The sequence below is a fragment of the Actinoplanes sp. URMC 104 genome (assembly GCF_051386375.1).
Lineage (GTDB): Bacteria > Actinomycetota > Actinomycetes > Mycobacteriales > Micromonosporaceae > Actinoplanes.
This window is the reverse complement of the sequence record NZ_JBPQTO010000002.1, coordinates 2,306,311-2,331,365: the sequence shown is the minus strand read 5'-3', so window position 1 is coordinate 2,331,365 and position 25,055 is coordinate 2,306,311. Positions and strand designations below refer to the sequence as shown.

25 protein-coding genes and 1 tRNA gene are annotated in these 25,055 nt (G+C 71.0%); 14 read left to right on the top strand and 12 right to left on the bottom strand.

Annotated elements, in window-relative coordinates:
* The first annotated feature begins 11 nt into the window (after positions 1–11).
* Entirely contained in the window at positions 12–923 is a 912-nt protein-coding gene (locus tag ACSNN8_RS11875; RefSeq protein ID WP_436648774.1) for a rhomboid family intramembrane serine protease, read from the top strand.
* A 492-nt stretch (positions 924–1,415) separates the two neighbouring features.
* Here the strand turns inward: ACSNN8_RS11875 and ACSNN8_RS11870 are convergent, their stop codons facing one another.
* On the bottom strand, positions 1,416–1,823 hold the full coding sequence (locus ACSNN8_RS11870; RefSeq protein WP_436648773.1) for a PH domain-containing protein: 408 nt from the start codon (positions 1,821–1,823) through the stop codon (positions 1,416–1,418).
* A 34-nt stretch (positions 1,824–1,857) separates the two neighbouring features.
* On the opposite strand from ACSNN8_RS11870, the gene ACSNN8_RS11865 reads away from it, so the two are divergent.
* Both ACSNN8_RS11865 and ACSNN8_RS11860 read left to right on the top strand, forming a co-directional pair.
* Positions 1,858–2,988 (top strand): acetyl-CoA C-acyltransferase, encoded by a 1,131-nt coding sequence (locus tag ACSNN8_RS11865; protein ID WP_436648771.1) that lies wholly within the window; start codon positions 1,858–1,860, stop codon positions 2,986–2,988.
* Between the two features lie 58 nt (positions 2,989–3,046).
* A complete protein-coding gene (locus ACSNN8_RS11860) occupies positions 3,047–3,487 on the top strand; it encodes a hypothetical protein (RefSeq protein WP_436648769.1) in 441 nt (146 codons plus the stop codon).
* Positions 3,488–3,490: 3 nt separating this feature from the next.
* Here ACSNN8_RS11860 and ACSNN8_RS11855 read toward each other — a convergent pair whose 3' ends face one another.
* Complete coding sequence (locus ACSNN8_RS11855) at positions 3,491–4,360, bottom strand: transketolase family protein (protein ID WP_436649542.1); 870 nt, start codon at positions 4,358–4,360, stop codon at positions 3,491–3,493.
* Positions 4,361–4,368: 8 nt separating this feature from the next.
* On the bottom strand, positions 4,369–5,049 hold the full coding sequence (locus tag ACSNN8_RS11850) for a transketolase (RefSeq protein ID WP_436648768.1): 681 nt from the start codon (positions 5,047–5,049) through the stop codon (positions 4,369–4,371).
* A 45-nt stretch (positions 5,050–5,094) separates the two neighbouring features.
* On the opposite strand from ACSNN8_RS11850, the gene soxR reads away from it, so the two are divergent.
* On the top strand, positions 5,095–5,535 hold the full coding sequence (gene soxR, locus ACSNN8_RS11845; RefSeq protein WP_436648766.1) for a redox-sensitive transcriptional activator SoxR: 441 nt from the start codon (positions 5,095–5,097) through the stop codon (positions 5,533–5,535).
* Positions 5,536–5,554: 19 nt separating this feature from the next.
* On the opposite strand, the gene ACSNN8_RS11840 is transcribed toward soxR, so the two are convergent.
* Positions 5,555–7,537, bottom strand: coding sequence for a hypothetical protein (locus tag ACSNN8_RS11840; RefSeq protein ID WP_436648764.1), 1,983 nt, complete (start codon positions 7,535–7,537; stop codon positions 5,555–5,557).
* A 266-nt stretch (positions 7,538–7,803) separates the two neighbouring features.
* On the opposite strand from ACSNN8_RS11840, the gene ACSNN8_RS11835 reads away from it, so the two are divergent.
* Positions 7,804–8,517: a class I SAM-dependent methyltransferase gene (locus tag ACSNN8_RS11835; protein ID WP_436648763.1), complete on the top strand. Its 714-nt coding sequence runs from the start codon at positions 7,804–7,806 to the stop codon at positions 8,515–8,517.
* A 56-nt stretch (positions 8,518–8,573) separates the two neighbouring features.
* On the opposite strand, the gene ACSNN8_RS11830 is transcribed toward ACSNN8_RS11835, so the two are convergent.
* Positions 8,574–9,104 carry a YbhB/YbcL family Raf kinase inhibitor-like protein gene (locus tag ACSNN8_RS11830; RefSeq protein ID WP_436648762.1) on the bottom strand — a complete coding sequence of 177 codons (531 nt, stop codon included), beginning with the start codon at positions 9,102–9,104 and terminating at the stop codon, positions 8,574–8,576.
* Positions 9,105–9,452: 348 nt separating this feature from the next.
* On the opposite strand from ACSNN8_RS11830, the gene ACSNN8_RS11825 reads away from it, so the two are divergent.
* Positions 9,453–10,649, top strand: a complete 1,197-nt coding sequence (locus tag ACSNN8_RS11825) for a GAF domain-containing sensor histidine kinase (RefSeq protein WP_436648761.1) — start codon at positions 9,453–9,455, stop codon at positions 10,647–10,649.
* Positions 10,650–10,715: 66 nt separating this feature from the next.
* Here the strand turns inward: ACSNN8_RS11825 and ACSNN8_RS11820 are convergent, their stop codons facing one another.
* The 5 genes from ACSNN8_RS11820 to ACSNN8_RS11800 all read right to left on the bottom strand — a co-directional run bounded on the left by ACSNN8_RS11820 (position 10,716) and on the right by ACSNN8_RS11800 (position 14,069).
* Complete coding sequence (locus ACSNN8_RS11820; RefSeq protein ID WP_436648759.1) at positions 10,716–11,645, bottom strand: C40 family peptidase; 930 nt, start codon at positions 11,643–11,645, stop codon at positions 10,716–10,718.
* Between the two features lie 349 nt (positions 11,646–11,994).
* A complete protein-coding gene (locus tag ACSNN8_RS11815; protein ID WP_436648757.1) occupies positions 11,995–12,624 on the bottom strand; it encodes a DUF4352 domain-containing protein in 630 nt (209 codons plus the stop codon).
* Positions 12,625–13,142: 518 nt separating this feature from the next.
* Positions 13,143–13,454 (bottom strand): hypothetical protein, encoded by a 312-nt coding sequence (locus ACSNN8_RS11810; protein ID WP_436648756.1) that lies wholly within the window; start codon positions 13,452–13,454, stop codon positions 13,143–13,145.
* On the bottom strand, positions 13,438–13,773 hold the full coding sequence (locus ACSNN8_RS11805; protein ID WP_436648754.1) for a hypothetical protein: 336 nt from the start codon (positions 13,771–13,773) through the stop codon (positions 13,438–13,440). The genes ACSNN8_RS11810 and ACSNN8_RS11805 overlap by 17 nt, the downstream gene beginning before the upstream one ends.
* Positions 13,774–13,984: 211 nt before the next feature.
* A tRNA-Ser gene (locus ACSNN8_RS11800) sits at positions 13,985–14,069 on the bottom strand.
* Between the two features lie 218 nt (positions 14,070–14,287).
* On the opposite strand from ACSNN8_RS11800, the gene ACSNN8_RS11795 reads away from it, so the two are divergent.
* Both ACSNN8_RS11795 and ACSNN8_RS11790 read left to right on the top strand, forming a co-directional pair.
* Positions 14,288–16,132, top strand: coding sequence for a ricin-type beta-trefoil lectin domain protein (locus ACSNN8_RS11795; protein ID WP_436648752.1), 1,845 nt, complete (start codon positions 14,288–14,290; stop codon positions 16,130–16,132).
* Between the two features lie 65 nt (positions 16,133–16,197).
* Positions 16,198–17,157, top strand: a complete 960-nt coding sequence (locus tag ACSNN8_RS11790) for an NAD(P)H-quinone oxidoreductase (RefSeq protein ID WP_436648751.1) — start codon at positions 16,198–16,200, stop codon at positions 17,155–17,157.
* A 69-nt stretch (positions 17,158–17,226) separates the two neighbouring features.
* Here ACSNN8_RS11790 and ACSNN8_RS11785 read toward each other — a convergent pair whose 3' ends face one another.
* Positions 17,227–17,928: a GAF and ANTAR domain-containing protein gene (locus ACSNN8_RS11785; RefSeq protein ID WP_436648749.1), complete on the bottom strand. Its 702-nt coding sequence runs from the start codon at positions 17,926–17,928 to the stop codon at positions 17,227–17,229.
* Between the two features lie 402 nt (positions 17,929–18,330).
* Here ACSNN8_RS11785 and ACSNN8_RS11780 point away from each other — a divergent pair, with 402 nt between their 5' ends.
* The 6 genes from ACSNN8_RS11780 to ACSNN8_RS11755 all read left to right on the top strand — a co-directional run bounded on the left by ACSNN8_RS11780 (position 18,331) and on the right by ACSNN8_RS11755 (position 23,996).
* Complete coding sequence (locus ACSNN8_RS11780; protein WP_436648747.1) at positions 18,331–19,356, top strand: SDR family oxidoreductase; 1,026 nt, start codon at positions 18,331–18,333, stop codon at positions 19,354–19,356.
* Between the two features lie 58 nt (positions 19,357–19,414).
* Positions 19,415–20,920, top strand: a complete 1,506-nt coding sequence (locus ACSNN8_RS11775; protein ID WP_436648745.1) for a mannitol dehydrogenase family protein — start codon at positions 19,415–19,417, stop codon at positions 20,918–20,920.
* The gene (locus ACSNN8_RS11770; protein ID WP_436648744.1) at positions 20,893–21,678 is read left to right on the top strand and encodes an HAD family hydrolase; all 786 of its coding nucleotides are present in this window, start codon (positions 20,893–20,895) and stop codon (positions 21,676–21,678) included. Before ACSNN8_RS11775 ends, ACSNN8_RS11770 begins: the two co-directional genes overlap by 28 nt.
* Positions 21,675–22,298, top strand: coding sequence for a nucleoside/nucleotide kinase family protein (locus ACSNN8_RS11765; protein WP_436648742.1), 624 nt, complete (start codon positions 21,675–21,677; stop codon positions 22,296–22,298). Before ACSNN8_RS11770 ends, ACSNN8_RS11765 begins: the two co-directional genes overlap by 4 nt.
* 67 nt (positions 22,299–22,365) lie before the next feature.
* On the top strand, positions 22,366–23,412 hold the full coding sequence (locus ACSNN8_RS11760) for a protein-L-isoaspartate O-methyltransferase family protein (protein ID WP_436648740.1): 1,047 nt from the start codon (positions 22,366–22,368) through the stop codon (positions 23,410–23,412).
* Positions 23,409–23,996: an inositol monophosphatase family protein gene (locus ACSNN8_RS11755; protein ID WP_436648738.1), complete on the top strand. Its 588-nt coding sequence runs from the start codon at positions 23,409–23,411 to the stop codon at positions 23,994–23,996. Before ACSNN8_RS11760 ends, ACSNN8_RS11755 begins: the two co-directional genes overlap by 4 nt.
* Positions 23,997–24,247: 251 nt before the next feature.
* Here the strand turns inward: ACSNN8_RS11755 and ACSNN8_RS11750 are convergent, their stop codons facing one another.
* Positions 24,248–25,054, bottom strand: a complete 807-nt coding sequence (locus tag ACSNN8_RS11750) for an alpha/beta fold hydrolase (protein WP_436648737.1) — start codon at positions 25,052–25,054, stop codon at positions 24,248–24,250.
* Position 25,055: the final 1 nt, after the last annotated feature.

Sequence of the window (25,055 nt, the reverse complement as noted above, 5' to 3'; positions counted from 1 at the left end):
ACCTTTGACGCATGAGTGAGGCTCCCTCGACGGCTCCGGTCTGCTACCGCCATCCGTCGCGGGAGACCTACATCCGGTGCACGCGGTGTGACCGGCCGATCTGCCCCGACTGCATGAACGAGGCGTCGGTCGGTCACCAGTGCCCCGAGTGCGTGTCCGAGGGCAAGCGCACCCAGCGCCAGGCCCGCACCGCCTTCGGCGGCAGCAGCATCGGCCGCGCCGGCTACGCGACCCAGGCGCTCATCGCGATCAACGTGCTGGTCATGGTGATCTCGGCGATCGCCGGTGGCCCACGCGCGATCGCCGGCGCCGGCGGCTGGTTCGGCCTGATGGGCGACGACACCCCGGTCACCCGGTGGGCGTCGGTGCTCGGCTACGCCCCGTACGTGCTCGGCGGCCCGCTGCACGGCATCGCCGCGGGCGAGTGGTGGCGGCTGGTCACCGCGATGTTCGTCCACTATGGCGTGCTGCACCTGCTGCTCAACATGATGCTGCTCTGGCAGCTGGGCCGCTACCTCGAGGAGAAGCTCGGCCCGCTGCGCTTCCTCGCGCTCTACCTGCTGGCGGGCATCGGCGGCAACGTGGCGGCGTACGTCACCACCGCCCCCAACGCCCCCGCCGCGGGCGCCTCGACCTCGATCTTCGGCCTGGTGCTCGCGATGATCGTCGTCAACCGCCGCCTGCGCCTCGACGTCACCCAGCTGATCCCGCTGCTGGTGGTCAACCTGATCTTCACTTTCAGCGTCCCCAACGTCTCCGTCGCCGGCCACCTCGGCGGCCTCGTCGCCGGCGGCGTGGTCGCCTTCATCCTGGCGTACGCCCCGGCCAGGAGACGAACCCAGATCCAGGCCGCCGGCTGCGCCGCCGTCTTCGTGGTCCTGCTGATAGCCGCGGTGATGCGCACCCAGATCCTCCTCGGCTGAAGGCGCCGCGGGTCCGGCCGGCGACGCACCCCAGTTCAACGCGGTCATGGACGCGATTGCCGTGCCCCGCCAGGGCCCCGGACGCCCACGTCAACGCCCCCACCGGGTTCTCGCCGACAAGGCGTACTCGTCGGCCTTCGACTTGCAGCACTACCGCCGACGCAACCTCGCCGAACGCTGCATCAACCGGCTCAGACAATGGCGCGGCCTGGCCATGCGCACCGACAAACTCGCCGTGCACTACCAAGCCGCACTCACCCCTCGCCGGGATCCTGCTCCGGACCAAGCCATTATCCAAGAGACGCACCCTGGTCGTAGCGGGTGCGCCGTCTGCAGGCGACTGGATCGAACCGTGACAAATGGGCCCGGTCGCCGGTCGACGATGTCGGACGTACTCGCGGCCGGCCGGGTCCCGGCGTTGGGAAGGGCGCGGAACGTCGACGTGGCCGGCGTTGAGAACGGTGGTCGCAGGAGAGACGGGCGCGCGGCTACCTAGGCGTCGACTCGCAGGTCGGAGAGGGCGGTGGCGACCTCGTCGGGGAGGGCGCCCAGGTCGTTGGCGCTCAGCAGGTAGATGGCGTCGCCCGCGTCGAGCTCCAGGTGTTCGCTGCGCAGGCCCCGATGGGTGCGGCGGTCGACCCGTACGCGCTCGATCTGGCTCCAGGCCAGGCGGCGCCGGGTGGCGAAACCGGTCAGCACCGTGACGCCCTCGGCGTCGGCGGCCAGGCGGACCGGGCGCAGCAGGTCGCGCAGCGCCCAGACGAGCAGGGCCAGGACGACGACCGCGGCGAGCGTCCAGCGCACGGGGTCGTAGCCGGCGAAGGCGAACGCCAGCACGACGACGGCCACGGCGCCGATCAGCTTGGCCACGGGGAGGACGGGCTTGATGCGCCACTGCATGTCACCACTATGGCAGCCGGGCTACCGTCGACCCATGCGTGATGCGGTGATTGTCGGAGCCGTCCGGACCCCGGTCGGCCGGCGCGGCGGGGGACTGGCCGGGGTGCACCCGGTGGACCTGTCGGCGCACGTGCTGCGGGCCCTGGCCGAGCAGTCGGGATTCGATCCGGTGGATGTCGACGACGTGGTCTGGGGCTGCGTGTCGCAGGTGGGCGAGCAGTCGTGGAACGTCGGGCGCAACGCCGTGCTCGCGGCCGGGTGGCCCGAGTCGGTGCCGGGCACGACGCTCGACCGGCAGTGCGGGTCGAGCCAGCAGGCGCTGCACTTCGCCGCCGCGACCGTGCTGTCCGGCCAGGCCGACCTGGTGGTGGCGGGCGGCGTGGAGTCGATGACCCGGGTGCCGATGGGGTCGAGCGCGCAGGGCGCCGACCCGTACGGCGCCGCGGTCCTGAAAAGGTACGGCGTCGAGGGGTTCAGCCAGGGTGTGGGCGCCGAGATGATGGCCGAGCGCTGGGGGTTCTCCCGGGCGCAACTCGACGAGTACGCGCTGACCAGCCACGCGGCGGCGGCCCGCGCGCAGGACTCGGGGGAGTTCGACGCCGAGATCGAGCCGATCGCGGGGGTGAAGCGCGACGAGGGCGTACGCCGGGACTCCTCGCTCGAGAAGCTGGCCGGCCTCAAGACGCCGTTCCGCAGCGACGGCGTGGTCACGGCCGGGTCGGCGTCACAGATCTCGGACGGCGCTGCGGCGCTCGCGGTCACCACGTCGGAGTGGGCGGCCGCGCACGGCCTGACGCCGCTGGCTCGCGTGCACACCGCCGTGGTCGCCGCCGACGACCCGGTCATCATGCTGACCGCGCCCATCCCGGCGACCGCCAAGGCGCTGGCCAAGGCCGGCCTGACGATCGACGAGCTGGGCGTCTACGAGGTGAACGAGGCGTTCGCGCCGGTGCCGCTGGCCTGGCTCGCCGAGACCGGCGCCGACCGTGCCCGGCTCAACCCGCGCGGCGGGGCGATCGCCCTGGGTCACCCGCTCGGGGCGTCGGGGGCGCGCATCATGACGACGATGCTGCACCACATGCGACAGTCCGGCGTCCGCTACGGCCTGCAGACGATGTGCGAGGGTGGCGGAATGGCCAATGCGACGATCGTCGAAAGGTTGTAATCCGACATTCATCGTCCGGTGGCAGCTTCTTCCCCGAAGTACGGCCGTTAAACGCCACATGGACGTGTTTTCCCGTACGTTCCTTCCCGCCGCTGCCGAGGCCGGTGTCGCCATCCCGGCCGTCAGCCGCCACATGCCCATCTTCCGCCGCTGCGTCGAGCCGGACGAGACGACCGTGCTGGTCGGCCGGTGCGTGCGCCCGGACGCCCCGCTGGCCGGCGAGTTCATGCTGGTGCTCACGCATCGGCGGCTGGTGGTGACCCAGGAGACCAAGGTGCTGCACCGGCTGCGCCTGCACCTCAACGCGAACCTGCGGCATCTGAGCAACGTGACCTGGAGCCCGTCGGTCTCCGGCTCGGCGCTGGAGATCTCGGCGACCGCGGTCGACGGGGTGCGCGAGCGGTTCCGGATGCGGCTGAGCAACCCGGCGACCGTGTCGCACATGGACGGTCGGCTGCGGAAGGTCTTCCACGCCCGCCAGCATGCGCTGGCCGCCTGAGGCTCACCCCAGGAAGCCGGTGATCGACGCGCGGAGGCCGGCCGCGTCGAGGCCGTGCGCCCGGGCGTGGTCCTGCCAGGTGCCGTAACGCCGGACCTCCCGGCGGCCGACGCCCAGGTGCAGCGCGCGGTGCGGCAACCCGGACAGCGCGGCGCTCACCGCGGCTGCCGAGGTCCCCGCCAGGTACGGCTCGACGAGCACCACCTCGCTGTCGACCAGCGCGCGCAGGCCCTCGGCGTCGAACGGGCGCGGCCGGTTCGTGTACGCGACGGTGACGTCCAGCCCCGCGGTCGCCTCGAGCACCGGGTCGAGCGTCGGCCCGACCGCCACCACCAGCGGACCGCCGCGGCGCAGCAGCCGCAGGCGACCGCCGTCGGGGTAGGGCCGGCTGTTCTCCTGCACCCCCAGCCGCACGTACACCCGGTCGTCGTGCCGGGCGGCCTCGCGCAGCATCGCGGGCACCTCGTCGTGGTGCCCGGGCACGTGCACGGTCCAGCCTTCGAGCGTGTCCAGCAGCGCCACGTCGCCGGGCGACTGGTGCGTGTAGCCCTCGGCTGCCGCGTCGTACGAGCCGCCGATGGTGACCACGACCGCGCCCGTGTCCTGGTGGCCCAGGTCGAGCTTGAGCTGCTCGTACGCGCGGTCGACGGCGAACGGGGCGTACGAGTGCAGATAGGGCCGCATGCCGGTGAGCGCCAGCCCGCCCGCGACGCCCGCCATGAGCTGCTCGCGGATGCCGACGTTGAGCACCCGGTCGGGGTGGCGGCGCGCGGCCCGCACGAAGGCGTCGGCCGAGATGTCGGCGAGCACCAGCGCCGTACGCGGGTCCTCGTCCAGCAGTTGCGTCGTGGTGGCGACGAACGTGTCGCGCATCATCGTCCTCAGCTTCCCTTCCGCTCGACGGTGGCGACGATCAGGTTGGGGCGGTCGTGCCGCGGCCGGAGGGCGAGTTCCAGCCGGTCCCGGTCGTGTCCGTCCACTACGGAGACGTCCCAGCCGGTGAACCGCGCGGCTATCCCGCCGGGCCAGCCGTGGGTCGCGGACTGGTTGTCGACGACGATCGCGGTGATCGGCAGGCGCGTCGCCGCGGCGTACGCGATGGCCTCGTGGTTCGACCCCTCGTCGAGCTCCGCGTCGCCGAGCAGCACGAAGGTCCGCGTCCGGCTGAAGCCCTGTGCGCGCAGGCCGAGCGCAACGCCGACGCCCAGCCCGAGGCCGTGCCCGAGTGAGCCGGTGCCGACCTCGACGCCCGGGATGCGTACGCGGTCGGGGTGGTGCCCGAGCGGGCTGTCCCAGCCGCCGAGGTCGTCGAGCCACGACTCGGGGAAGAAGCCCTTCGCGGCCAGCACGGCGTAGTAGGCGGCCGGCCCGTGGCCCTTGGAGAGCAGGAGGCGGTCGCGGTCGGGCGCGTCCACGGTCTCGGGGCTCACGTGCAGCACCCGGTCGTACAGCACCCACAGCACGTCCAGCGTCGAGTGGGCGCTCGGCGCGTGCTTCTCGTCCCCCGTGAGGCGACGCAGCAACGGACCGAGCCGGTCGGTAGAGATCGTTGTCGCTGTCATGGGGATAGGCTGCAACTTGAAGTTCACTTCAACTCAAGGACCGCGATGGAGACGCTCACCATAGGCGACCTGTCCGCCCGCAGCGGGGTCGCGCCCTCGGCGCTGCGGTACTACGAGCGCGAGGGCCTGATCAGGTCGACGCGCACGTCGGGCAACCAGCGGCGTTACGACCGTGCCGAGCTGCGCCGGGTGGCGTTCATCCGGATCGCCCAGCAGGTCGGGGTCTCGCTCGAGGAGATCCGCGGCGCGCTGGCCGAGCTGCCGGAGAGCCGTACGCCCACCCGGGCCGACTGGGCGCGGCTGTCGGACCGGTGGCGGCATCGCCTCGAGGAGAAGATCGCGCTGATGCAGCGGTTGCGCGACGACCTGTCCGGCTGCATCGGCTGCGGATGCCTGTCGCTGCACCGCTGCAAGCTCGTCAACCCGGACGACCGCCTGGCGGCGGAGGGCACGGGCGCCCGCATCCTGCTGAACCCGCCCGGCTGATCGACTGCCGCCGACGGGCTCAGCCGATGTCGGGGCCGGTGAGCACGGCGTCGGGGTCGTCGACCAGGTGGCGGACGTCCCAGACCCAGGCCCCGCCCTGCCAGGCGGGCTGCTGACCGAGCAGGCCGGTCATGGCGCGCAGCATCTCGACGTCGCGGATCTGGGGGGTCAGCACGACCGCGCCGGCCTTCCAGTAGCGCAGGTCGGCCAGGGTCATCTCGCGGCGGGTGTCGTTGATCTCGGGGATCGGGTTGCCCTGCCGGATCGAGGCCATCAGGCCGCTGGTGGGGCGCCACGCGGGGGAGAACATCGCGGTGCGGTCGCCCGGGTTGAGCGGGTTCTGGTTGGGCAGCAGGGCGTACGCGCCGGCGATGCGCATGTCCTGGCCGGTCGTCGCGGTCCAGCGCAGGGGGTCGGGGTAGCTCGAGTCGGGCAGCGGCAGCGTGACGACGGTGTGCTGATCGTCGACGTACTGCTTCCAGGCGCCCGACGTGACGAACTCGGGCACGGGAGCCATCGGCGCCGTCCGGAGCTGCACGGGCGCGAGCGGCACCAGGGCCATCGCGACCGCGGTGATCATGGCGACGCGCACCGGGCCGCGGGCGGCGGGCTGGGCCCGCACCAGGTCGATCGCCCGCTGGACGCCCAGGGCCAGCAGGATGCCGACGACCGGCGCGATGGCCATCGCCCAGCGGGTGGGCACGGCCGAGTTGAGCACCGGAACGCTGTGCAGTACGGACCAGATGCCGGGGATGCCGGTGTTGATGCCGTTGAGGAAAATTCGCGGTCCGAGCGACATTGCCGCGAACAGCAGGGCCACCGTGCCGAGCGCGAGAACCGCGGCCGTACGCCGCATCCACACGATCAGGCCGAAGAACAGAATCACCAGGCCCCAGCCGAAGAACGCATTCTCCTCGGCGGGATTCTGGGCGAGGCGCTCGGCGATCAGGGAATTGCCGGCGATCGAGTGGCTCGAATACGCGGTGAACGAGCCGAGGTCGGCGCCGAAGTTGCGGACGAAGTGCGGCAGGCCGTGGTAGCTCTGCGGGCCGAAGAACTGCACCGCCAGCGGGTAGGCCAGCACGGCCAGCGTGACCGTGCCGGCGACCACCAGCCCGCGCAGGAAGCTGCGGACCTCGCCGTGGCGCTCCCGGCGGCGGACCACGGCCATGATCAGGCAAAACACGCCCAGACCGACCGCGGTCATGAACAGGATCTCGAGGTTGATGAACGCCTGCCAGACCAGCAGGGCGGCCATGATCAGGCCGTTGCGCACGGCCCGGCCGGGCTCACGCAGGCGCAGCGTGCGCCAGATGATCAGCGGGACGAGGAACTGCGAGACGATGTTCGGATGACCGCCGGCGTGCGAGATCATGCTCGGCGCGAAGGTGCAGAACAGCGCGCCGACCCAGGCCGCCAGCCGCGATGCGACGAAGGCGCGGGAGAGCACGAAATACCACGAGACACCGGTGAGTGCCAACGCGAGCGTGAGAAATACGTTGAACGCCACATGCGGGCCGAACAGCAGAGTCACCGGCGTCATCGGCAGCGAAACGGCCAGCACCGAGGTGTTGGCCATCATGTTCACACCATCGGGGTAATTCATCCGATCGGAGAAGAACGGATATGCGCCATCGGTGAGCACCCGCGCACCATGCGCCATCATCCACTCAAAGAAAGCCTGATCCTGCGGATCATCGCGTAACTGATGATCGAGATTGAGCCACAAGGGAGCGGTCAGGTAGAGCGCGATGGCGATGAATGTCAGGGTCGCCAGGACGTCGCGCCGGTCGAGGCGGCGCCACCATCGGCGCTGAGCAGGTTTTTGCTGCTCAGGGGCTATTTCGACATCGGGAACGACCGAGGCCGGAGCGGCCGGCGCGACGCCGGTGCCGAACGCGGCGAGCTCCGCGTCGAGGTCCTGGGCTTCCGTCGCTTGACGCGGCGGCAGCACGTTCCCGCCGGCCGGCTTGCCTGTCGAGTCAATACCCGTAATCGTCATAGCGTGGGGGAGCCTAACCGAGGTTGGTAACGGTGCAGTGTCGAGCGGGTCATGCGTGATCGAGCCGATATGAACGACGTATTCGAGACATCCGGCGCGGCCGGCCGCGCCGGAACCGGCCGGCCCGAGTACCCAGCAGGCTATGTCTCAATCAGGCAAATAATGGACGCCCGCCCAGGGCTCAACTTTCGGTTACGCGCGGAGAAGTGGTTAACTCTTCCGGTCCCGCTGTCAGCTCGGACCGGCAAGACGAGGGAACCTTACATATGGCAGACATCACTGGAGACCAGCGGATCCAGTCCGAAGTGCTCGAAGGCCTTGCCACGGCCGTGAACCACCGCCGGTGGTTCGTCGAGCTCGCCCTCCCGTACCTCGGGGACAACCCGATCGAGATCGGCAGCGGACTCGGGGACTACGCGATCGAGTGGGCGGAGCACCTTCCGCGGTTCACGGCCACCGAGGCCGACCCGGACCGGCTCGTGCAGCTCAAGGAGCGCATGGCCGACCATCCGAACATCGACGTGCGCCAGATGCTGCTGCCGGCGTCCGACGCCTCGGGCGAGTACAGCGCTGCGGTCTCCTACAACGTGCTCGAGCACATCGAGGACCACGTCGGCGCGCTGCGCAGCATGGCCGAGCTCGTCCGCCCCGGCGGCCGGGTCATCATCATCGTGCCGGCGTTCATGTTCGCGATGAGCCAGGTCGACATCGCGACCGGCCACATCCGCCGCTACACCAAGAAGACGATGCGCGCCGCGATGGACGCGGCCGGTCTGCAGATCGAGAAGATGCACTACGCCAACGCGCTCGGCCTGATCGGCTACTACGGCGCGACCAGCATCTTCAAGCTGGCCCCCAAGGAGGGCCCGATGGTCAAGGTGTACGACTCCGTCGTGCTGCCGGTGACCAAGGCCGCCGAGAGCATCGTGAAGCCGCCGTTCGGCCAGTCGGTCTTCGTGGTGGCGCGCACGCCCCGCTGACCTCGCACAGCGAAGGCCGCCGCCCGTGGGGACGGCGGCCTCTCCTCGTGCGTCGCTCAGCCCTTGACCTGGAACGTCGGGCGGATGGTCGCCCGCGCCAGCGTGTGGAACGCCAGGTTGAAGCCGACGTAGGCGGGCGACGCCTCCGGCGGGACCTCGAGCTTGTCGACGTCGATCGCGTGCACCGCGAACACGTAGCGGTGCGGCCGGTCGCCCGGCGGCGGGGCGGCGCCGCCGTAGCTGCTCTCGCCGTAGTCGTTGCGGACGCAGAACGCCTCGCCCGGCAGCGGGTCGACGCCGCGGGCCAGCTCGGTGACGGTGGCCGGCAGGTTGACCAGCACCCAGTGCCAGAAACCGCTGCCGGTGGGCGCGTCGGGGTCGAAGCAGGTCACCACGAAGCCGCGGGTCTCGTCGGGGAAACCCGACCAGGCGAGCTGGGGCGACAGGTTCTTGCCGCCCACGCTGGTGTGGGCGAACAGCTCGTCGAGCGGCTGGCCGTCGGTCACGTCCGTGCTGGTCACCGTGAACGACGGGACCTCGGGCAGGAGATCGTACGGATCCGGGGCTACGGCGCGTTCGAGACTCATCGTGATGATCCTCCGGCGGTGTGCAGGCCTTCTCCGCACGAAGGGTAGTCGGTTCGCGTGTCGCTTGCCTTTCGTCCGCGTTGCGCCGCGCTGTCACCCGATCGGGCGGACGCACAGCAGGTGCGCGCCCGCGGCCGGTGCCGGGGTGATGCTTCTGTCTGACATCCGATCGGGTGTGTGCGGCAGAGATCCCCGCGCCCGGTGGCGATAGGTCGCTGCAGAGCGAACCGGCGGCCAGCAAGTCGGCACCCGCCCCCCAAGGTGGGTGCCGACTGCTGTCTGGCCCCGGCGGCGGCGCTTTGTCGACGAATCGCGCCAAATCGGGCGTGAGGGTGGGACGATCGAACGATGAGGGCCCCTCTGCCTGCCGATGAGCCGGGCTGGCTCGCGGCGCTGCACGACGCGCAGGTCCTCGACACCCCGCCGGAGGAGGACTTCGACGACATCGCTCTGCTCGCGTCGGAGATCTGCGGTACGCCGCTGGGCCTGGTGAGCCTGGTCGACCGCGACCGGCAGTGGCACAAGGCCAAGGTCGGGACCGACCTCGAGGGCGTGCCGCGCGAGCTCTCCTTCTGCGCGTACACCATCACCTCGCACGATCTGCTCGAGGTGCGGGACGCGACCGGCGATCCCCGCTTCGCGGAGAATCCGGCGGTGAGCGCGCACGGGATCCGGTTCTACGCCGGTGCGCCGGTGGTGCTCGACGGGACGCACTCGGTCGGCACGGTCTGCGTCGTCGACCACGTGCCGCGGACGCTCACCGTGGCCCAGCGGCGCGCGCTGCGCAGCCTCGCCCGGCACGCGTCGGTGCAGCTCGAGCTGCGCCGGTACGCCCGGCACGCGGGGGAGATCGCGGATCAGCTGCGCCAGCTCGACCGCATGAAGGACTCGTTTCTCGCCACGGTCAGCCACGAGCTGCGCACACCCCTGTCCACCATCCGCGGCTACCTCGAGATGCTGCTCGAGGACGATTTCGACGCCGAGACGTCGCGCCGGTTCCTCACGACGATGTCGCGCAACTCGGACCGCCTGCTTCGGCTCATCGACGAGCTGCTGACCGTGGCGAAGATGTCCGACGACCAGGTGCAGCTCGACCTGGGCGAGGTCGACCTGGCCGAGCTCGCGCACCAGGCCACCGCGGCGTGCCGGGCGCTGGCCGAGCACCGCGGGGTCGAGCTGCGCGACCGCATCGAGCGCCCGCTGCCGGCCCGGGCGGACGCCAAGCGGATCGCCCAGGTGCTCAACCACCTGCTGGTCAACGCCATCAAGTTCACCCAGCCGGACGGTGAGATCACCATCGAGGCGGCCGGCGGGGGCGAGCCGGAGCTCGTCATCACCGACACCGGGGTGGGCATCTCGGCCGACGAGCTGCCGCACGTGTTCGACCGGTTCTACCGCTGCGCCGCCGCCGAAGTGATGGCGGCGCAGGGCCCGGGTCTCGGCCTCGCGATCGTGAAGTCGATCGTCGACGCGCACCACGGCAGCGTGCACCTGGAGAGCGAGCCGGGCACCGGCACGACCGTACGGCTGACGTTGCCACGCTGAGAAAAGCGTGCCGATCGAGGTGGAACGGGCCGCAATGCGACCCGTTTTCGCCCCTCTGTTCTTTTTCTAGCGTCCGATGCGAGCGACCCGGAGGCCGGAATACACCTTGCGATAGACCACACCCGTGCGGTGGTTGCCCGCGTCGATCATCATGCCGCGGCCCATGTAGATGCCCACGTGCCCGGGACCGACGACCAGGTCGCCGGGACGGGCCTGCGAGCGCGAGACGGACCGGGACCGCGCCGCCTGGGCTCCGGACGAGTGCGGCAGCCGGATGCCGGCCAGCGCGTACGCCTGCTTGGTGAACCCCGAGCAGTCGAAGCCGTACGGGCCTGTCCCGCCGGTCACGTAGCGCTTGCCGACCTGCGAGCGGGCGAACGCGATGACCGCGGACATGCCGTTGCCCAGCCGCATGACGCGCTCACCGCTCCGCTTGGCGATGGCGTGCCGGACGACCACCGACCGCTTGTAGCGCGGCACGGCGCGGTTGTAGCGGGGCCTGAACCCCGTACGAACCTCGTCGTCGAACGTGACCGCCCGGTCCGGCCGCACGTCGAAGTCGGACTGCACCTGCACCTGCGCCAATGCCTGAGCCTGCCGCAGGGCAGCCACGCGGCGCAGCTGCGTCGCCCGCCGGGCGGCCAGCGCCCGGGCGGTCACGTCGGCCGCCCGGAACAGGGCCGTCGGGTCCGTGACGGCCGGCTCGTCCTCCTCCGGGACACCGCGCAGGTGTTCCCGCAGGTCGACCGCCGCCTGCGTCTCGGCGGTCCGGAGTGCCTCCCGCTCGTCGGCGACGGCCAGTTCGACGGCTGCACGCAGCGCCTGGCCGCCGTCCGGAACGGCGAAGGGGTTGGTCTGGGGCCGGGCCGCCGCAGCGGCACGGGCGAGAGCGAAACGCCGGGGGGTGGCGCGTGAAGCGCGCTCGGCGGTGGCAGCGCGTTCCTCGATCCGGACGTCGTCCGGGGAGTCGTGACCTGCCGGGTGGACGGGTGGCACTGCCTCTGCGGCGTGCTCAGTAGGGTCTAGAGCCGGTGAGATGACGGCCAGCGCGATAGCGCCGGCGGTGAACGCCCGGCTCGGGGACGGACAGTGCAGTGTTGCCTCCGACATCGGTCCGGGGCACTCGCGCGAATCCCTCGGCGGGCATTACGATGCGCCGCGCCGGCGCCGTCCTAAGACGGACAGCAATGGGAACCCGGACTACTCGTTAATTCCGTCGACCATGCCAACACACATCAGGAATGTTGCGGGGCGGAAATCGCACAATCACCCTCCCTCAATCGAGGAAAAGAATGCGAGTCACGCACTCGATCGGTGAATGTGGATTTCTGAAATATGCCCGTGATCAGGACAGTGGTACCCGTACGCCCGTACTGTCCGGCGACTCGTGCAGCACGAGCGCGGTGAGTCGCGTGCCCCTCGGAACGTCGAACGGCACCACGCCCTCACGGATCGCGCCGGCCGGGATCTCGTCGAGCAGCGACGGGTCCTGGTCGTTCACGAACACTGCGGCCTGCTCGGCCACCCGATGGGAGCGTCCCGCGGCGTCGACGGCGCGCTGAGCACCGGGATCGAGCAGCCGCGGCTCCTGTCCCTTGTTCTGCACGGCGACGCTGACCAGGCAGAACTCGCCGTCTGCGGCGAGGGGAAGATCCGCTTCGCCCAGCGAGGCGAGCCCGCACTCGGTGCCGGTGACCGACACGGCGAGCGTCCCCTCCGAGGCGGTGGCGCCGGCCGGCAGGGCCGTCAGCAGCGCCTGAGGCTCGGCCGACGCCACCGCCGCCGACGTCTGCGCCGGGCGCGGGGCGACCGGAGGGCTGTCGTTGCCGGCGACGGTGTAAGTGGCGACTCCCGCGGCCACGAGCGCCAGCACGCCACCCGCGATCCACGGCTTCCTGCCGCGCCGGGGAGCGTTCGCGGGCGGCTCCGGCCTCGGGGGCGCGGACCGCGCGGGACGCAACGGTGTATTGGTCATAAGACCTCCCGATGTCGCTCGTCAGGTGGGTTTCGCTGAGCGCGGGCCCACCGGCCGATTGCTCGGCCCGAGATTCCCTCATGCTGAGCGGCACATCCCGCGAGTCGTCGCCGCCGCGCCGCAGAAACCGTCAAACCGGGACGATCTTCCTGGTTTAATCACTCGAAAGAGGATATTGACGACGTCGGGGACCGGTGCTGGAGCCATTTCGACGCGAACCGCGAAGTGCCCCCCTGCGTGCAGGGCCGATGACGGGACGGAGGGCGGGGTTCGAACCCAGCCAACGCCGCAGGCCGGAGGGTCCCGTCTCCCGACCCGGTGGTCGTGCAGATGGCGGGCCTTCTCGGCGTGCTCGTCACATAGCAGCAGCTCGACCTCGCTGCCGGCTGGTCGACGTCCATCGCGTTCGCGCCGTACGGGTCGCGCTGATGCAGCACGCCGGTCACGACGCCGCACCGTCCTTCGAGCGCAGCGAGGCGGGGGCGTGAGCAGCAGAGGCACAGTTTGTGCCCGCACCGCTACGCGGCCAGCAGGCCGATCTTCACGGCGAGTTCACTGGCGCGCTGACGCCGGGCCGGAACTCTGGACTCCGCCTCTCCCAGGACGATCCGCTTGGCGAAGCCGTTGTACTTGATCGTTTCCGGAGCTGCCTCGTACGCCTTCTCCAGGGTGGCGAGGGCGACGTCCGCCTGTCCGTCGAGTTGGTAGCCGCGTGCCTCTTCGATCCGGTGCCGGGCGCGGCGGGGGCGGGACGGGATGATCACCGCATCGGTCGCCGCAGCTTGTCGTACCGACTCGCCGCCCTGACGAAGCTCAACAGCGATGGTCACTGCGTGCGCTCCCATGATCGCTTGGGAGAACGAGGTCACCGGATGGTAGCGCCGGCCCAGCGTCGCGGTGCGCTTGTGCGGCCAGCCAGGCGGCCACGCCGATAGCACGCGGGTCCTCGGACTCCTGAGCCGCCATCAACCCGCGTTCGGAAACCCGCCACAGCAGTGCCGCGTCCGGCTGGTACGCCACGAAGAACTGCGCGAGCGAGTAGATCTCCGCCAGCACGGATTGCGCCGCGCGACGTCCCGGGGCGGTGTCGGCCTGCCGGACGGCGGTCTGACCGTCCCGGATCAGATCGGGCAGCAAAGCCCCGATCACCTCGCGATGGTTGGGCGCCGACCACGCCCGCGAGAGCCTGGCCCGGACATGTGCGATCGGCGGCGCCTCCCGCGGCGTCGATGGCCCTCGGGCCACGCCATGCGCGCCCGGCTCACCGCCGCACTCGCGGAGATGGTCGCCGTACTCGAGGCGTACGGGGAGCTGCCTTCCGTGCCCAGGACGGCACCGCGCTGACGTGGGCATTGTGGTGCGGAGGGCGTGGGATTCGAACCCACGAAGAGTTTCCCCTTACCGGTTTTCAAGACCGGCGCCATCGGCCACTAGGCGAGCCCTCCCGTGTTGCCGTCCCAGTGTGCCAGACCCCCGCGCGCGTCCCGGCGGGGAGTCCACAGCCAAACTTAAATTAAGAGTCTTAACAGGGTGACAAGCTGCTGGAATGCGCTCTCCAAGCGGTCTCTTGCCGGTTGACACTGCATCGACGGCCATGTTTATTGTTCACCGCCTTTACCTTTCCCGGCCAAGGCCCCCACCTCAGGCAAGGGAGTCCCCCGTCATGTCCATCCCCGCAACCAGAAAGACCGCGTGGGCCGTCTCCGCGGCCGCGGTCGTCTCGGCGGCCGTTCTCGTCGCGCCCGACGCGTTCGCCGCCAACGAGACGGTCAACATCTATCTGACCACCACCAGCGACAGCGGCGGCCGCACCGTCACGCGCGGGCTGCAACAACAGTCACCGGTCGCGTTCTCCACCGGCGGCGGATCCGCGGCCCAGACGATCACGGTCGACGAGAACACGACCTACCAGCAGTTCGAGGGCGCCGGCGCGTCGATCACCGACACGGCCGCCGTCAACCTGCGCTCGCTGTCCGCGGCCGCGCAGAACGACGTGATGAGCAAGCTGTTCAGCCCCGCCTCGGGCATCGGCGTGAGCGCGATCCGCAACGTCATCGGCTCGTCCGACCTGGCGCAGAACAGCTACTCGTACGACACCACCTGCTGCGACCTCAACGACTTCTCGCTCGCCCGCGACGCCGACATCCTGGCGCTCACGAAGCAGGCGATCGGCCTCAACCCGTCCGCCTTCGTCATGGCCTCGCCCTGGTCGGCGCCGCCGTGGATGAAGGACAACAACGCCTACAGCCAGGGTTACCTGCAGGCGCAGTACTACAAGACGTACGCCCAGTACTTCGTCCGCTACATCCAGGGCTACCAGGCGCAGGGCGTGCCGATCCGGTACGTCACCGAGCAGAACGAGCCCGGCTGCTGCCCCGGCTACCCCTCGATGCAGTGGCCGGTGCCGGGTCTGCAGTCGTTCGCGAAGAACGACCTCCTGCCGGCGCTGCAGGCGGCCGGGCTCTCCACCAAGCTGCTCGTCGGCGACTGGAACTTCGACACGTACGACCAGTGGGTCGCGCCGCTCGTGTCCGACGCCGCCATCCGCAACCACCCCAACTTCGGCGGCATCGCGTGGCACGACTACGGCGGCAACCCGTCGACCGCGACCGCCGTGCACAACCAGTACCCGTCGGTCAACGCGTACATGACCGAGCACTCCGGCGGCACCTGGGTGGCCGACCAGCACGCCGAGGACATGGGCGACCTGGTCGACTACTTCCGCAACTGGGGCCGCAGCTGGACGAAGTGGTCGCTGGCGGTCGACCAGAACATGGGCCCGCACAACGGCGGCTGCGGCACCTGCACCGGCCTGGTCACGGTGCACCGCGGCGACGCGCGCAGCGGGCAGGTCGACTACACCGTCGAGTACTACACGATGGGCCACCTGACCAAGTTCGTACGCCCGGGGGCCGTCCGCATCGACTCCACCGCCAACGGCACGGTGCCGAACGTGGCGTTCCGCAACAGCGACGGCTCCAAGGCGCTGATCGCGTACAACGCCGGCGGGAGCACGCAGAGCGTGAAGGTCAACTGGGGCGGGCAGTCGTTCGTCTACAGCCTGCCGGCGCGCACCTCGGCGACCTTCACCTGGAGCGGCACGCAGTCCGGCGGCGGCGCGCGCACCTCGACGATCACCGGGCTGGGCGGCAAGTGCCTCGACGTGACCGGTGGTTCCACCGCCAACGGCAACCAGCCTCAGCTCTGGGACTGCACCGCGAACAACACCAACCAGCAGTGGACCGTGGGCGCCGACGGCACGATCCGCGGGCTGGGCAAGTGCCTCGACGTGGCGAACAACTCGACCGCGGACGGCGCCGTGGTGCACCTTTGGGACTGCATCGGCACGGTCGCCAGTCAGAAGTGGACGGTCACCGCCGCGCGCGACATCGTGAACACCGCCTCGGGCAAGTGCCTGGACGTGAAGGACAACAGCACGGCCAACGGCGCCAAGCTCCAGCTCTGGTCGTGCACCGGGGCCGCGAACCAGAAGTGGTCGGTGGGCTGACGGTGAGACGGCGGAGCTTTCGGGCTCCGCCGTTTTTCGTCGTACCCCTCGGGCATGCTCAGGGCATGCACGCGATCGTGATCGAGGACAAGCAGCTCGTCCGGCGGGAGGTGCCCGACCCGTCGGCCGGCGAGGGCGAGGTCGTCGTCGACGTCACCGCCGCCGGGGTCAACCGCGCCGACGTCGCCCAGCGTCAGGGGCACTATCCGCCGCCGCCCGGCGCGCCGGACTACCCCGGGCTCGAGTGCGCCGGCGTGATCAGCGCCGTCGGGCCGGGCGTGAGCGGCCATCACGTCGGCGAACGGGTCAGCGCGCTGCTGGCCGGCGGGGGCTACGCCGAGAGGGTCGCCGTGCCGGCCGGTCAGCTGCTGCCCGTGCCGACCGGTCTCTCGCTCACCGAGGCGGCCGCGCTGCCCGAGGTCAGCTGCACCGTCTGGTCGAACGTGGTCGACCGTGATCGCCTGCGAAAAGGCGAGACGCTGCTGGTGCACGGCGGCGGCAGCGGCATCGGCACGTTCGCGATCCAGCTGGGCAAGGCCCTGGGCGCCTCGGTCGTCGCCACCGCCCGCACGAGCAAGCACGACGGGCTCCGCGCCCTCGGCGCCGACCTGCTGATCGACTACTCGACCGACGACTTCGTGACCGGCGTGCGAGCGTTCAACGGCCGCGGCGCCGACGTGATCCTCGACATCGTGGGCGCGAAATACCTGAGCCGCAACATCGAGGCCCTGGCCCCGGGCGGCCGCCTTACGGTGATCGGCATGCAGGGCGGTCGCAAGGCCGAGCTCGACCTCGGCCTGCTGATGGCCAAGCGGGCCTCGGTCTCGTCGACGTCGCTGCGCGCCCGCCCCCTCGCCGACAAGGCGCGCATCGTGGCCGCGGTCGCCCGGGACGTGTGGCCGCTCGTCGAGGCCGGCGCCGTCAAGCCGATCATCCACACCACGCTGCCGCTGGCCGAGGCGGCCAAGGCACACGAGCTCATGGAGTCCAGCGACCACCTGGGCAAGATCCTGCTGACCCCGTGAGCCCCGCCGCGGCCGTCACCCGGTGCATCGACGTCGCCCCGCCCGGCGCGGCATGCGCTGCGCCGCTGCTCACTGCTGCTGAGGCACCTCACCGGTCTCGACCAGGCGCCGTGCCACCTCGTGAAGCTTGACGTTGCTGTCGGTGGAGAGCCTGCTGAGCACCGTGAACGCCTGATTCGGAGTGATTTTGAAGCGTTCGATCAGGATGCCCTGGGCCTGGCCGATCACGGTGCGCGTGGACATCGCCGAGCGCAGGTGCTCCTCGGTGGCGGCGCTGCTGACCGCGATCGCGGCCTGAGCGGCGAACGCCATCGCGTCCCCACGGACGTCGCTGTCGAACATGCCGGGTCGCGTCGAGTAGAGGTTCAGCGCGCCCAGGCTGTTCTGCTCCCTGTTGGTGAACAGCTGCAGCGACAGGCTGCTGCGGAGGCCGGTCTGCTCGACGACCGCTCGCGTCCAGCGGGGATAGCGCTCGTCGGTGGTCATGTCGTCGATCTGGAACGTCTCCTGCTCCCAGATGGCGTCCAGGCAGGGTCCCTCGGCGAGGTCGTACTGCAACTGGTCCGCCCGGAGCGCGCGGTCGTCGCTGCTGGCCGGCGTCTCCACCCTGCGGCGCTTCTTGACCAGGGAGACGCTGGCGAACACCTCGCTGCCGAGATGGGTCGCGGCGGCCTCGACCACACGCTGCACGGTGTGCTGGACGTCGGGTTCGTGCAGAAGTTCGCGGGCGATCGTGGCCAGGCGCTCGTCGAAACGCGCTCTCTCGCCCATGACGCGCCCCCCACCTCGATCGCGCCCCGCGCATCGCGGCCACGACATGCGCCCATCATTACCGTCGGCGGAAGGGGTGTCGAGCGGGGAAACCGCGAGCGCCCCGACATGGGTGAACGGGCATGGACGCGGCGCCCGGGCCGGCCGGGCCGCGCTGCGACGAGACGCGTACGTGTGTGATGCCCATCGCCGGGTAGCCGGGCTCCAGGGGTCGGCGCTGGCCGGCCAGTGTCGCGCCCAGGTCCGGCGGTTGAAACCACCAGCCGCCGGGCCGACCGCTCCCCTGTGATTCGCCCGGGCCGTTAGGAGCGGAGGCCGAGGGGTATGCGGCCCCGGCCCCGGTCGTCGGCACGTCGCCACCGGGCGGCACGGCGACATCTCGGCTGGTAGAGAGGCGAGGACATGCCCAAACCGGTATCCGAACAGGTAGTGGTCATCACCGGTGCGTCGACGGGCATCGGCCGGGCAGCCGCGTTCGCGTTCGCAGCCCGAGGGGCGAAGGTGGCGTGCGCCGCGCGCAGCCGGGAGGCGCTCGACGTGCTCGCCGCGCAGATCCACGTCGCCGGTGGCACGGCGATCGCGGTACCGACCGACGTGACCGACCCCGTGGCCGTACGGGCCCTGGCCGACACCGCCGAGCAGCACTTCGGCCACCTGGACACCTGGGTGAACAACGCCGCGGTCAGCGTGTGGGGGCGCGTCGAGGACATCACCGACGCCGAGTTCGACCGGGTCATGCGGGTCAACTTCCTCGGCCAGGTGCACGGCGTGCACGCCGCGCTGCCGGCCCTGCGCCGGTCCGGCGGCGGCACGATGATCGGCGTCGCTTCGGTGGAGGGCGTGCGGGCGGTGCCCCTGCACGGGCCGTACACGGCGAGCAAGTTCGCCCTGCGCGCGTTCTACGACTGCCTGCGCATGGAGCTGGCTCAGGAGGGTGTGCCGATCGCGGTCAGCACCATCCTCCCGGCCTCGATCGACACGCCGTTCTTCGAGCACGCCCGCAGCAAGCTGGGCGCGATGGTCAAGCCCCCGCCGCCGGTGTACGCGCCCGAACTGGTCGCCGACAGCATCGTGTACGCGGCCACCCACCCACGGCGGGAGATACCCGTCGGCGGCTCGGCGGTGGGCTTCTTCCTCGGTCAGCGGCTCTCGCCCGCCCTCACCGACGCGCTGCTGTCGATCCGCCGCCTCGGCGTGGGAACGCAACGCACGGACCGGCCGGACAACGGGACCGACAATGTGGACGCTCCGCTGGACGGGCCCGGACAGGTGCACGGCAGCTATCCCGGCCGGGTGTTGCGGCACAGCGCGTTCACCCGACTGGTCGGCCGGCGTATCCGTCCCGGTGAAGCGGTGACCGCGGCCCTGAGCAGGCTGCGCCGCGAGCCCGGGGAAGCTCCGCGAACCCGGGCCGTCGCCTCGACCTGAGCAACTCACCGCCGCCCGCGCCACGTGGCCGGCATCCCGTACCAGGAAATGGATCTGCATGACTGCATCAGCTGCCGCCGCCGTCACCGCCGAGGCGTCACCGTTGACCGACGCGACGCTGCGCTCGCTGCCGGACGGCGTCGACGTTCCGTCCTACGACCGCGCCGCGCTGCGCCCCGGGGTCGTGCACATCGGCGTTGGCGGCTTCCACCGCGCCCACCAGGCGGTGTACTTCGACGAGCTGGCCCGTCGCGGCCTGGCCGACGACTGGGGGCTGACGGGTGTCGGGCTGCGCTCGCCGCAGATGGGTGAGGTGCTGCAGTCCCAGGACTGCCTGTACATGGTGGTCGAGCGCGGCCGCGAGGGGTCGGCCGCACGGGTGATCGGCGTGATGGGCCGCTACCTGTTCGCGCCGGAGCAGGGCGAGGAGGTGCTCGACGCGCTCGCCGACCCCGCCACCCGGCTGGTGACGCTGACGATCACGGGCAACGGCTACAACCTGAACGCCGAGGGAGAGTTCGCCGTCGACGACCCGCTGGTGGCTCCCGACCTGGAGGACCCGGGACGCCCGGACGCCGTGTTCGGCTATCTGGTCGAGGCGCTCGATCGCCGCCGGCAGGCGGGCGTGGCGCCGTTCACGGTGCTCTCGTGCGACAACATCCCCGGCAACGGCACCGCGGCGCGCACCATGGTGGTCTCGTTCGCCGAGCTGCGCGACCCGGAACTGGCCCGGTGGATCGAGGCGGAGGTGGCGTTCCCGAGCAGCATGGTCGACCGGATCACCCCGGAGACCACGCCGGAGGAACGCGACGCGATCGTCGGCTCGTTCGGTGTCGCCGACCGCTGGCCGGTGATCACGGAGCCGTTCTCGCAGTGGGTCGTCGAGGACAGCTTCAGCAACGGCCGGCCGCCGCTGGACCAGGTCGGCGTGCAGTTCGTGGACGACGTCGCCCCGTACGAGCTGACCAAGAAACGGCTGCTCAACGCCAGCCACTGCGCCCTCGGCTACCTCGGATACCTGGCCGGCTACCGCACCACGGCCGAGGTGATGGCCGATCCCGCGTACGCCGCGTTCATCGCCGCCCTGGTCGACGAGGTGACGCCGCTGCTGCCCCGCGTCGAGGGTCTGGATCTGGCCGCCTACAAGACGTCGCTGCTCGAGCGGCTGGCCAACCCGCAGATCGCCGACCAGCTCAGCCGCCTGTGCCGGCGGGGCTCCACGAAGGTGCCCTCCTATCTGCTGCCCTCGATCCGCGAGGCGATCGACGCCGACCGGCCGCACGCGCTGCTGACGCTGGCGGTGGCCGGCTGGTTCCGGTACCTGGAGGGCGAGGACTACGCGGGCGACCCGATCGACATCGAGGGCTCGCGCCAGGACGAGATGGTTCCCCGGGCCCGCGAGAAGGGCGCCGACCCGCGCCCGCTGCTCGACATGAGGGACGTGTTCGACAGCCTCGCCGACATCCCCTCGTTCGTCCGCGACCTGCACGTGGCGTCGGAGGCGCTCGCCGCCGGGCCGCGCGAGACGATCCAGACGTGGCTGACCGTGCGCGGTGTGCGGTGAGCTCAGCCCTGCGCGGCGCCGACGTCCGCGTGCTGCTGCTCGACGCCGACGGCAACCTGTTCCCCTCGGAGGAACCGGCGTTCGTCGCCTCGGCCGGAGTCACCAACCGGTTCCTGGCCTCGCTCGGCGTCACGGCCACCTACACCCCCGACTATCTGCTGGCGACCACCACCGGTCGGAACTTCCGCACCACCGCGATCGACCTGGCCCGAGCCAACGGTGTTTCCGCGGCGACGCTGACCCCCGAACACCTCGACGGCTGGGTCGCGCAGGAGAAACAGGTGGTCAGCGACTACCTCGGCAGCGTGCTGCGCCCCGACCCGGCCGTGCTCGACCCGCTGCGCCGGCTGGCCGGCCACTACCGGCTGGCCGCGGTCAGCTCCAGCGCCCTGTCCCGGCTGGACGCCTGCTTCCGGGCCACCGGCCTGGCCGAGCTGATCCCACCCGCGAGCCGTTTCAGCGCCGAGGACTCCCTGGCCCGCCCCACCAGCAAACCCGACCCGGCCGTCTACCTATTCGCCGCCGAACGCCTCGGCGTCGCGCCGGAAAGCGCCCTGGCGATCGAGGACTCCCTGCCCGGCGCCCAGTCGGCCGTCGCAGCAGGCATCCCCACGGTCGGCAACCTGATGTTCGTCGCCCCCGGCGATCGCGACAGCCGCCGCGCCGCCTTCACCGAAGCAGGCGTACGCAGGGTGATCGACTCCTGGGGCGAGCTGGCCGTCGCGCTGCTCGACCGGCCCCCGGTGGGGCGCCCATGACCGAACCGGCCGTGCCGTTCGACCATCTCGTGGCCCGCGCCCGGCGGCTGGCCACCGGGCCGCGGCGACTGCTCGGGCTCGTCGGCGCGCCCGGCGCCGGCAAGTCCACTCTGGCGGCGCAGCTGGTCGACGCCCTCGCACCCGCGGCCGTCCTGGTCCCCATGGACGGCTTCCACCTGGCCGGCGCCGAGCTCGACCGCCTGGGTCGCCGCGACCGCAAGGGCGCCCCTGACACCTTCGACGCCGCCGGCTACGTGGCGCTGCTGACGCGGCTGCGCCACCCCGGCCCCGACGTCGTCTACGCCCCGACCTTCGACCGCCGCCTGGAGGAGCCGATCGCCGGCGCGATCCCCGCGCCGCCGACCGTGCCGCTGGTGGTCACCGAGGGCAACTACCTGCTGCTCGACGACGGGCCTTGGACCGGCGTACGCCCCCTGCTCGACGAGACGTGGTACGTGCACATCAGCGACTCCGTGCGCGTCGAACGCCTGATCCACCGCCACATCGAGCACGGCAAACAGCCCGCCGCCGCCCGCGCGTGGGTCCTCGGCTCCGACGAGGCCAACGCCCGCCTGATCACCGCCACCCGCCCCCGCGCCGACCTCGTCATCTCCTGCTGACCGCCGCCGACTCGTCATCTCCTGCCGGCCGCCGGCTCGTCATCTCCTGCTAGCGCCGAGGAGGCGTGTGGACAGCTCCGACGATCCGTTCAGCACCGTTTCGGCGACCTTCTACACCCACAACGAGCAGCGGGGCGAGACCGTGCACCGCTCGGAGCCGGCCTCGATCCACCGGGAGCTGCGTTCGCTCGACGTCCCCACCGGGGCACGGGTGCTGGAGATCGGCACCGGATCCGGCTACTCCGGCGCGCTGCTGGCCGAACTCGTCGGCCCCCACGGTCGGGTGGTCAGCGTCGACGTCGACATGCACCTCGCCGGCTGGGCGAACCTGCTGCACCACGAGCGCGGCGTCACCACCGTGCGCTGTCACCACGCGGACGGCATGGCCGGCTATCCGGGCGAGGCGCCGTACGACCGCATCGTGGCCTGGTGCACGCCGCCGCGACTCCCGGCCGCCTGGATCGACCAGCTGACGCCCGGCGGACGGCTGGTGGCGTGCCTCCCGATCGCGGCGCTGCCGTCCACGACCGTCATCGCCAACATCGTCCTCGACAACCGCCGGCCACGCGTGGAGGCGTTCACCTTCGGCGGGTACGCGCAGAGCACCGTCGCAGCGGTCGCCGACGTCCTCACCGTGCCGCCCCGCTGGGTGGACTGGTGCATCCCGCAACCGGCTCCGTCGTGGATCGCGATCGCGTGGCGCGCGGAGGACGACTGGCTGCACACCGGCGCCCGTACCGCCCTGGACCTGCTGATGAACGCCGGCCACACCGAGGCCTACGAGCAGGGCCCGGTCGACTGGCGACCGTGGAACGCCCACACCGCGGTCCACGCCGGCCCACAGCTGAGCATGGTCTCGCTGCGTGCCGAGGTGCGAGGCATCGGCCACACCACGCCCCATTCGGCCGCCGTCCTGCAGACCGACGGCGTCATCGTTGCCGACAGCCCACGGTCGCCTTCGCTGCAGGCGTTGCGGGGCTGGTTGCAGCAATGGGAGCACGCCGGCCGACCCGCCGCCGACGCCTTCACTCCGGTTCTCACCTTCGCGGCGGACGGCATGCCCGGCTGGGATCTCCGCCTGGTGCAGGTGAAGCACGGAGTTCAGCTTCGATGACCGACTACACGGACCTTTTGCCGGTCGCTCATCGAGCACTGGACGTCGCTCAGGATCTCATCCGCACCATGCAGCCCGGTGTGCTGACCGCCAAGGGCGATCGGGACATGGCGAGCGAAGTCGATTACGCCATCGAGGACCGGGTGCGTGCCTTCCTGTCGGAACAGACTCCGGAGATCGGCTTCCTCGGCGAGGAGAACGGCCTGAGCGGAGCGACGGAGCGACTGCTGTGGGCCCTCGACCCCGTGGACGGCACCGTCAACCTCGTCCACGGCTCACCGCTCTGCGCCATCTCGCTCGCCCTCATCACGGAGAACCGATCCGTCCTCGGCGTGATCGACCTGCCATTCCTCGGCAATCGCTACTCCGCCGCCGAAGGCCACGGCGCCCATGCGGACGGCCGGCCCATCGCGATCAGTGCGACGCCACGGGGGAGCGAGGCCGTAGTGGCGCTCGGCGACTACGCGGTCGGGCATGGAGCCACCGAGAAGAACCGGGCCAGGTTCGCACTCACACTCGGTTGGATCCTCCACAGTAGGTCGGCGGCGCGGCTGGGTTCGCGCCCGAAGGGACTCGAACCCTGACCGCCAATCCGTAGCGGGGATCCCGGCGGCTGAGCTCGTGGCTCCGACGCCGCCTCAGGCATCCCTTCGCCGCACCACCCCCACCACCCACACGAGCATGACTCCGTAGCCCGCCCAGGGAGACAGCGTCGTGCCGTTCGAGGCCGTGATCACCGAACTTCACGGATCGTGTGACAGGTCGCTCCCCCGCTCTCCCCGTGCGAGACCGTCGCAGCGCGGGCGCGACCTGTAGCCAACGGCTCCGAGGCGGGTCAGCCCGCGGCGCGGACGATGAGCTTGACAACCGTGTCCGGACGCGAGACCGCCACGGCGTGCGAAGCGCCCTGGACCGTCACGGTGGCGCGGGAGCCGGCGCGGTCCGCCATGAACTTCTGCGCCTGAAGGGGGATGTTCTTGTCGGCGCCGGCCAGCAGGAACCACGAGGGGATGCTCGCCCAGGCAGGCTTACCGGACGCCTCAGCCAGCGCAGCGTCCCGGATGGGACGCTGTGTGCTCGCCATGAGGGCGGCCTGCCGCGCCGGGACGTCGGCGGCGAACTGCTGCCGGAACAACGACGGCTTGATGTAGAGGTCGTTCGAGCCGTCGGGCAGTGCGACCGGCGCCAGCGTCTCACCCAGCGTGCTGCCGGGGTACTTCGCGGCGAGCTGTGCTGCGGCCTCGCCCTCGGCCGGAGCGAACGCGGCGACGTACACCAGCGCCTTGACCTTCGGGGAGCGCGCCTTCACGTTGGTGATGACGGCACCGCCGTAGGAGTGGCCGACGAGCACCACGGGCCCGTCGATGCCGGCGAGACGCGCGTCGAGGGCCTCGGCGTCGGAACGGACTCCACGCAGCGGGTTGGCGACGGCGACAGCGGTGAAACCGCGCCGCTGCAGTCGCTCGATGACGGGGTTCCAGCTTGCGCCGTCGGCGAAGGCGCCGTGGACGAGAACGATCGTGGGCTTCTGCGTGGCGGGGCGGGCGGCTACCGCGTTCGACGTGCCGGCCGCGGCGACAGCGACAAGCGCGGCCAGAAGAGCGGTGATGCGTACGGTGACGCGGTGCTTGAGCGTTTGCATG

What these genes read in the sequence shown, in the direction of transcription:
- ACSNN8_RS11875 (WP_436648774.1), top strand. Translation starts at nt 12, where the DNA reads ATGAGTGAGGCTCCCTCGACGGCTCCGGTCTGCTACCGCCATCCGTCG.
- ACSNN8_RS11870 (WP_436648773.1), bottom strand. Translation starts at nt 1,823, where the DNA reads ATGCAGTGGCGCATCAAGCCCGTCCTCCCCGTGGCCAAGCTGATCGGC.
- ACSNN8_RS11865 (WP_436648771.1), top strand. Translation starts at nt 1,858, where the DNA reads ATGCGTGATGCGGTGATTGTCGGAGCCGTCCGGACCCCGGTCGGCCGG.
- ACSNN8_RS11860 (WP_436648769.1), top strand. Translation starts at nt 3,047, where the DNA reads ATGGACGTGTTTTCCCGTACGTTCCTTCCCGCCGCTGCCGAGGCCGGT.
- ACSNN8_RS11855 (WP_436649542.1), bottom strand. Translation starts at nt 4,360, where the DNA reads ATGCGCGACACGTTCGTCGCCACCACGACGCAACTGCTGGACGAGGAC.
- ACSNN8_RS11850 (WP_436648768.1), bottom strand. Translation starts at nt 5,049, where the DNA reads ATGACAGCGACAACGATCTCTACCGACCGGCTCGGTCCGTTGCTGCGT.
- soxR (WP_436648766.1), top strand. Translation starts at nt 5,095, where the DNA reads ATGGAGACGCTCACCATAGGCGACCTGTCCGCCCGCAGCGGGGTCGCG.
- ACSNN8_RS11840 (WP_436648764.1), bottom strand. Translation starts at nt 7,537, where the DNA reads ATGACGATTACGGGTATTGACTCGACAGGCAAGCCGGCCGGCGGGAAC.
- ACSNN8_RS11835 (WP_436648763.1), top strand. Translation starts at nt 7,804, where the DNA reads ATGGCAGACATCACTGGAGACCAGCGGATCCAGTCCGAAGTGCTCGAA.
- ACSNN8_RS11830 (WP_436648762.1), bottom strand. Translation starts at nt 9,104, where the DNA reads ATGAGTCTCGAACGCGCCGTAGCCCCGGATCCGTACGATCTCCTGCCC.
- ACSNN8_RS11825 (WP_436648761.1), top strand. Translation starts at nt 9,453, where the DNA reads ATGAGGGCCCCTCTGCCTGCCGATGAGCCGGGCTGGCTCGCGGCGCTG.
- ACSNN8_RS11815 (WP_436648757.1), bottom strand. Translation starts at nt 12,624, where the DNA reads ATGACCAATACACCGTTGCGTCCCGCGCGGTCCGCGCCCCCGAGGCCG.
- ACSNN8_RS11795 (WP_436648752.1), top strand. Translation starts at nt 14,288, where the DNA reads ATGTCCATCCCCGCAACCAGAAAGACCGCGTGGGCCGTCTCCGCGGCC.
- ACSNN8_RS11790 (WP_436648751.1), top strand. Translation starts at nt 16,198, where the DNA reads ATGCACGCGATCGTGATCGAGGACAAGCAGCTCGTCCGGCGGGAGGTG.
- ACSNN8_RS11785 (WP_436648749.1), bottom strand. Translation starts at nt 17,928, where the DNA reads ATGGGCGAGAGAGCGCGTTTCGACGAGCGCCTGGCCACGATCGCCCGC.
- ACSNN8_RS11780 (WP_436648747.1), top strand. Translation starts at nt 18,331, where the DNA reads ATGCCCAAACCGGTATCCGAACAGGTAGTGGTCATCACCGGTGCGTCG.
- ACSNN8_RS11775 (WP_436648745.1), top strand. Translation starts at nt 19,415, where the DNA reads ATGACTGCATCAGCTGCCGCCGCCGTCACCGCCGAGGCGTCACCGTTG.
- ACSNN8_RS11765 (WP_436648742.1), top strand. Translation starts at nt 21,675, where the DNA reads ATGACCGAACCGGCCGTGCCGTTCGACCATCTCGTGGCCCGCGCCCGG.
- ACSNN8_RS11755 (WP_436648738.1), top strand. Translation starts at nt 23,409, where the DNA reads ATGACCGACTACACGGACCTTTTGCCGGTCGCTCATCGAGCACTGGAC.
- ACSNN8_RS11750 (WP_436648737.1), bottom strand. Translation starts at nt 25,054, where the DNA reads ATGCAAACGCTCAAGCACCGCGTCACCGTACGCATCACCGCTCTTCTG.